Source organism: Mesorhizobium sp. M2A.F.Ca.ET.067.02.1.1, from assembly GCF_004023285.1.
GTDB lineage: Bacteria > Pseudomonadota > Alphaproteobacteria > Rhizobiales > Rhizobiaceae > Mesorhizobium.
Map to the genome: position 1 here is coordinate 1 of NZ_RZSB01000330.1, position 6,335 is coordinate 6,335.

Annotated in this window: 7 protein-coding genes; 1 reads left to right on the top strand and 6 read right to left on the bottom strand. The window is 64.8% G+C overall.

The window, feature by feature from the left end; translation table 11 throughout:
* From EOA28_RS20985 to EOA28_RS20995, 3 genes are all read right to left on the bottom strand, one after another.
* Positions 1 to 881, bottom strand: an 881-nt coding sequence (locus tag EOA28_RS20985) for an ABC transporter permease (RefSeq protein WP_148670784.1), incomplete at its 3' end; no start/stop codon positions are given.
* The gene (locus EOA28_RS20990) at positions 878 to 2,383 is read right to left on the bottom strand and encodes an ABC transporter ATP-binding protein (protein ID WP_128315222.1); all 1,506 of its coding nucleotides are present in this window, start codon (positions 2,381 to 2,383) and stop codon (positions 878 to 880) included. The genes EOA28_RS20990 and EOA28_RS20985, both read right to left, overlap by 4 nt.
* Before the next feature lie 77 nt (positions 2,384 to 2,460).
* The gene (locus EOA28_RS20995; protein WP_126081809.1) at positions 2,461 to 3,489 is read right to left on the bottom strand and encodes a BMP family protein; all 1,029 of its coding nucleotides are present in this window, start codon (positions 3,487 to 3,489) and stop codon (positions 2,461 to 2,463) included.
* A gap of 101 nt (positions 3,490 to 3,590) precedes the next feature.
* Between EOA28_RS20995 and EOA28_RS21000 the strand changes: the two genes are divergently transcribed.
* On the top strand, positions 3,591 to 4,016 hold the full coding sequence (locus tag EOA28_RS21000; protein WP_127253429.1) for a hypothetical protein: 426 nt from the start codon (positions 3,591 to 3,593) through the stop codon (positions 4,014 to 4,016).
* Between the two features lie 37 nt (positions 4,017 to 4,053).
* Here the strand turns inward: EOA28_RS21000 and EOA28_RS21005 are convergent, their stop codons facing one another.
* The 3 genes from EOA28_RS21005 to EOA28_RS21015 all read right to left on the bottom strand — a co-directional run.
* Positions 4,054 to 5,064, bottom strand: a complete 1,011-nt coding sequence (locus EOA28_RS21005; RefSeq protein ID WP_127253428.1) for an ABC transporter substrate-binding protein — start codon at positions 5,062 to 5,064, stop codon at positions 4,054 to 4,056.
* Positions 5,065 to 5,098: 34 nt separating this feature from the next.
* The gene (locus EOA28_RS21010) at positions 5,099 to 5,914 is read right to left on the bottom strand and encodes an ABC transporter permease (RefSeq protein WP_127253427.1); all 816 of its coding nucleotides are present in this window, start codon (positions 5,912 to 5,914) and stop codon (positions 5,099 to 5,101) included.
* On the bottom strand, positions 5,911 to 6,335 hold a 425-nt coding region (locus tag EOA28_RS21015; protein WP_148670785.1), incomplete at its 5' end, for an ATP-binding cassette domain-containing protein. The genes EOA28_RS21015 and EOA28_RS21010, both read right to left, overlap by 4 nt.

Here is a 6,335-nt window from a genome sequence, read left to right on the forward strand (position 1 = left end):
AGGCCGTAGGCGGGGTTCCAGTCGGCGCGGACATTGCCTTGCACGCCGATGACGTCGACGGCGCCGGCAAGGCCTGCAAGGCCCGCCGAAATGGCAAAGACGGCAACCGTCAGGCCAGGCACACCGAGCCCGGCATGAACCGCCGCGCGCGGATTGGCGCCGACGATCCTCAATTTCAGTCCGAACGCTGTCCGCGTCATCACCAGATGCACGATGATGATCGCCGCAAGTCCGAGCACGAGGCCGCTGGTGATGGTCGTGTCGAAGAGCCGCGGCAGCCTGTCTTCGACCGGCAAGGTACGCGTCTGCGGCACGGTCGTGCCGGGGTCGCGGAACACGAGCTTGACCAGCACGTTGGCGAGCGAGGTGCCGAGGAACGTCATCATCAGCGTGGTGATGATCTCGTTCACGCCCTGATAGGCGCGCAGCAGCGCGGGCAGCAGCGACCACGCCATGGCCACCACCATGGAGATCAGGAACGAACAGATCAGCGCCAGCCAGGCCGGCATAACCTGCACCAGGACGGGAGCGCTGGCGGCCGCCGTGACAGCCCCGAGCAGGAACTGGCCGTCGCCGCCCAGATTCCACATGCCGGCGCGAAAGGCCACGATCAGGCCGGCGGCGAGGAACAAGAGCGGCGCCATGCGCGTCAGCGTCTGCTGGATGCCCAGCGGCGAGAACAGCCCCTTCTCCAGCACGTAGCCGTAATAGGCGAGCGGATCGACGCCGACGGCAAGCAGGATGCAGCCGGCGATGATAAGGGCTGCAAGGATGGGCCCGAGCGTCATCAGCAGCCGGTGCAGTATATCGCGGCGGGTGGCGACGCCGCTCGTGGCGTCGAGTGCGTTGGCGCTGGCGCCGGGTGCGGTATCGATGCTCATGCGGCCAGTCCAATCATCAGGCGGCCGACCTTGGTGCGCGCGTCGTCGGCATTGGCGACGGTGCCAACCAGCGAGCCATTGGCGATGACGGCAATGCGGTCGCACATGCTGAGCAATTCCTCGAGGTCGGTGGAGATCAGCAGCACGGCAAGGCCGCGCGCCGCCGTGTCGCGGATGCGCTGGCGCGACGCAAGCGTGTTGGCGAGATCCAGTCCATAAGTCGGCTTGTTGAAGATCACCGCCCTGGCGCCTTCGGCCAGTTCGCGCGCCAGGAGCACCTTCTGGATATTGCCCCCCGAGAGCCGGGCGACAGGCGTCTTCAGGCTCGGCGTGCGAACATCGTATTCGCGCACCAGCTGGGCCGCGCGCCTGTCGATCTCGGTGCGTTGCTCGACGCCGCCAGCGCGGCCTTCGCCGAGCCGGTCGTCAGTCAGGTAGCGAAGGCCGCGCTGGCGGCGTTCGCCCACGCTCAGCGCCTCGATGGCGGCGCCTTCCAGCCGCACCGAACCGCCGGTCGCCGCACGCTGGCCGGCCAAGGCCTCCGCCAGTTGCTTCTGGCCGTTGCCGTCGATGCCGGCGATACCCAGGATCTCACCCGGGCGGATGTCGAAGGAAATCGACGACAGGCCCGGCGCGTTTTCGGTCGGCGCAACGGCGAGGTCGGCGACCTGAAGCAGCGGCGCGGCGTCGGCACGCACCGTGCGGGTGGGCCGCTCGGCGGCCTCCGGATCGTCCTTCTGCTTGCCGAACATCAGCTCCACGATTTCGGAGATGATCTCCTGCTCGCCGAGCGTGCGAAAACGCTCGGGTGGAATCTCGCCGACCTTGCGGCCGAGCTTCAGCACCGAGATGCGGTCACCGAAGGCCGCCGCCTCTTTGAGCTTGTGCGTGATGAAGACGATCGCCAGCCCCTGTCCGACGAGGCGGCGCATCAAGGCGCCGAGTTCCTCGATGCCTTTCGGCGTCAGCATCGAGGTGGATTCGTCGAGGATCAGCAGCCGGCTGTTGCGCACCATCGCGCGCAGGATCTCGACTTGCTGCTGTTCGCCGAGCGAAAGCTCCGACACCTTTGCGTGCAGCTTGACGCTGATGCCGAGGCTGCGGGTAATCTCGGCGACGCGCGCCTCCAGCTCCTCGGTCCTGGGCCGCTGCCACCAGGGCCCGCCGAGCAACAGGTTTTCCGCCACCGTCAGCGTCGGCACCAGCATCATGTGCTGGAACACCGTGCCGATGCCCAGCGCCAGCGCATGGCGCGGCGAAGTGATCGGCGTCGGCTTGCCGTCGACCAGGATGCGCCCCTCATCCGGCTGCTGCAGTCCCGACAGCATGCCGATCAAGGTGGACTTTCCCGCGCCGTTCTCGCCGAGCAGCACATGCACCTCGCCGGGACGGATCGACAGGTCGATGCCGTCATTGGCGACGATGCCGGGAAAGCGTTTGGTCACGCCTTCGAGCGCGACGATGTCGCGCTTGTCGGCAGGCGGTGAAGACAGACTGCTCATGAAAGCCCAGCACTGGAAAAACGGGAAATGTCCGGAGGGGAACCGATCGCCCCTCCGGAAGCCGACAGGTCGCCGCCTTACTGGGCGACGCTCGTCATCAGCGCCCTGACGGCGGCGGCGTCATAGACCGGATCGACCTTGATCTTGCCGGAGATGACGTCGTCGCGCACCGCCTGGATTTCGGACCATACCTTGTCCGGGATCGCGGCGGTCTTCAAAAGCTTCACCGAATCGTCCTGGAGGCCGATCGAATAGTGCTTGGTGCCGAACGTGTCCGCCTTGATATCCGCGATCATCGCGGCGTAGACCGGCTCGATGTTCCACACCACCGACGACAGCAGGAAGCCCTTGTCGATGGGCGACTTGTCGCCGATGACGTCGATGAAATAGACCTTCCCGCCGTCGGTGGCCTTGGTCGTCTCGACCGCCTGCAACATGCCGAAGCTGGAGCCGTTGCCCTGGCCGAAGATGATGTCGGCGCCGGAGGCGATCACGCTTTCGGTCACGCGCTTGCCACCCGCCGCGTCGCTGTAGGCGGCCGGGCCGATCACCGCATAGGTGATCTTGACGTCGGGGTTCTCGGCCTTCACGCCCTGCGCGAACGCCGCCGACTGCGAGTTCCACGAAGGCGGTTCGCCGGACACGACGATGCCGACCGACTTCGAGCGCGACATCTTGGCGGCAAGACGGCCGGCGAGATAAGCGCCCTGGTGGCCGCTCAGCGTGTAGTCGGCGACGAGACCTTTCTCCAAGCCATTCGGCGTGTCGACGATCGCCACCGGAACCTTCAACTCCTTGGCGATTTCAGGCGCAGACGTGTTGTAGCCGCTGGCATGCGCGATCAGCAGGCTGGCGCCGTCTGACGCGAGTTCGCGCAGCGTCGGACGAACGTCGCCATAGCCGAGGCCCTGGGCCACGACCACTTCGACGCCGGCTGCCTTGCCCGCCGCCTTGGCGGCATCGATGCCCTGCTGGTTCCAGCCGTAATCGGTGCCTTCTTCAGGCGTCAGGATGGCGATCGACTTGACTTCGCCAGCAAGCGCCCCGCCGAGCAAGACGCCGCTCAGTATAATTGCACTCACACTGCACTTAAGAAGCTTTAACATGTTACCCTCTCTGTTTGATTCACCAATCAATATTCTTGTTGTTATTGCGCAGAAGCGAGATAGACTGCCTGAGAAAAATTTACCCATGGAGCTCAGGCAAAGTGAAGATTCGTTATGTCCTCCCGGCGATGCTGGCGTTCACATCCTTCGCCAGCGCGGTTGAGTTGCACCACGTCATCGTCCGCAAAGGCACCGACGGGCTCGACATGGTGCCGTTGACGATCTCGAATGCGGGCAGTGAAGGACTGTCGTGCAATGCCGACTTCGCCCACTGGTATTCGGCCGGGATTACGACGGTCGAGCCGGGCAAGAGCGCCTGTGTCGAGCTCTGGTTCGACCCGAAGACGGGCACGTTCACCATCCTCAACGACAAGCGCGAGAACCTGCCCGTCGAGCGGCTGTGGTGCGGCCTGTCGGGTCGTGTATATGCTACGCGGGCACAGATCACGCTCGACCGTGCCGCCGCGGCCGAAGGGAAGCGCGCCGTGTCCTGCCGCATGGAGCAGGACAGGCTCGCGTGCCGGTAGGCGCCCATCGATCCGTCGGCCCGCGACATGGCGCGCCCTATTCCTTCGCCAGGAACTTGTCGGTGAAGACGTCGTCCGCCGACAGGGCCGCCTTGAGCACGCCCTGATCGGTGAGCGTCTTCAGCGTTTCCTCCCACTGCGTCTTCGTCATCCAGCCGAGGCCGTGTTCCTTTGTGTCGGGGCTGGTGAAGGTCGACGCGATGTCGGCGTTGATCTGCGCCAGCAGCACATCCTTCTTGTCCGCATAGCCTGGAGCCGCCTTGGCCGTGATCTCGGCGGCCTCTTCCGGATGGGCGACGACATAGTCGAAGGCTTCCCGGTAGGCTTTGACGAAGCGGGCAACGACATCCGGCTTGTCCTTGATCATCTTCTCGGAGGTGAACAGACCGGAGCCGTAGGCCTTCCAGCCATGGTCCGCGCCCATCATGATGCTGAGCGAGCCAGGACCGCCGGCCTTGGCCTCCAGCTCGGGAACCTCGGCGTCGACATAGCCGACCACAGTCTGGACCCGGCCGAGGAGAAGATAGCTCTCATAGGGCGGCGAGACGCTGTTCAGCGTCATGTCCTTCTCGGTCAGGCCATTGGCCGCGAGGAAGCCCTTGAAGAAGATGTAGGTCGAGCCGGCCGGATGAATGCCGATGGTGAGCCCCTTGAGATCGGCCGGCTTGGTGAGCTTGATCGTCTTGGCCAGCGAGATGATAGCCAGCGGTGACTGCTGGTTGACGGCGGCCACCGCGACCACCGGGACATTCTGCGACCGGGCCACGGCGAGCGTGGGAAGATCGCCGAAGCCGAAATCCGCGTTCTCATTGCCGACCAGCCGCATGGCGTCGGGCGAGCCGGAGCCCTTGCGGATTTCGGCGACGTCGATGTCGTTCTCGGCGAAGAAGCCTTTTTCCTTGCCGACGAAGAACATGGCGTGGTTGCCGCGCACCACCCAGTCGAGCTGGACGTTGACCTTGTCGGCCGCAAAGGCCGCGCCCGAGAAGCCGAGTGTCCCGACACACGCCGCAAGCGCGGCTGCCTTGATGAGTGAGCGTCTGAGCATTTTTGTTCCCTTTTTCATTGGTTTGAGAGCGGACCTACGACTGGCTGAATTTCGGCGCCCACGGCACCACGATGCGTTCGAGAATCTCGGCTGCGTAGTAGAAGGCGATGCCCAGCACCGAAACGAGCAGCAGCGCCGCGAAGACAAGCGCAGTGTCGAGCTGTGTCGAGGCGAACTGGATGACGTAACCGAGCCCGTCCGAGGCGCCGGCGAATTCGCCGACGATGGCGCCGATGACGCTCAGCGTGGCGGCTATCTTGGTCCCGGCCATCAGGTTCGGCAGCGAATGCGGAACGCGTATCCTGAACAGGATCTGCGTCGGGCTGGCGCCGACCGAATTCATCAGCGACAGCAGCGAGCGGTCGACCGCCTGCATTCCCGCCAGCATCGACAACGTCACCGGGAAGAAGGCGATGACCAGGATCAGACCGATCTTGGGCGCGAGCCCGTAACCGAACCAGAGGATGAAGATTGGCGCCAGCGCCACCTTGGGCACGTTCTGAAACAGCACCACCAGCGGGTATAGCGCCCGCCCCAGCCAGTCGAAGCGCACGATGACCAACGCGATGGCGATGCCCATCACGACGGAGACAAGGAAGCCGAACAGGATCTCGCCCGCCGTCACCAGCGTCGCCTGCATCAGCGTTGCCCATTGCGCGACCAGCGATTGCGCGATCTCGGTCGGAGCAGGAATGATGAAGGCTGAGATGGCGAAAACTCGCACCACGGCTTCCCACACCACGATCGTCGCCAGCAGAAGGATGACCGCTGGGAGCCAGCTGCCTGTCGCCTGACTCCAGCTCGAGGCAAGCCGCGACTCCGAGAGATTGGTGATGGGTTGATCGCTCATGACGCGCCTCCCGGTTGATGGCTGGCGCGCAGCATGGTGCGCAGTTGAACCACCAGCCTGACGAACTCGGGATCTTCCGTCACCGACAGATCCCGCGGATAGGGCAGCCCGATGTCGAGGCTTTCGGTGATCCGCCCCGGCTTGATGCCCAGCACGTGAACATGGCGGGACAGATGAATGGCCTCGTCGATGGAGTGGGTGACGAGCACGATCGTCTTGCCGGTGCGCTGCCATATCTCCAGCAGCGACTGGCCCATCTGGTCGCGGGTAATGGCGTCGAGGGCGCCGAACGGCTCATCCATCAGCAGCACCGCCGGATCGAGCGCGAGCGCCCGCGCGATGGCGACCCGCTGGCGCATGCCGCCGGACAGTTCATTGGGGCGCTTGTGGGCGCTGTCGCCCAACCCCACCAGCTCCAGCA

Bases quoted from the DNA above. Each gene is read 5' to 3' on its own strand.
- EOA28_RS21005 (WP_127253428.1), bottom strand. From the start codon at position 5,064: ATGCTCAGACGCTCACTCATCAAGGCAGCCGCGCTTGCGGCGTGTGTC.
- EOA28_RS20995 (WP_126081809.1), bottom strand. From the start codon at position 3,489: ATGTTAAAGCTTCTTAAGTGCAGTGTGAGTGCAATTATACTGAGCGGC.
- EOA28_RS21010 (WP_127253427.1), bottom strand. From the start codon at position 5,914: ATGAGCGATCAACCCATCACCAATCTCTCGGAGTCGCGGCTTGCCTCG.
- EOA28_RS20990 (WP_128315222.1), bottom strand. From the start codon at position 2,383: ATGAGCAGTCTGTCTTCACCGCCTGCCGACAAGCGCGACATCGTCGCG.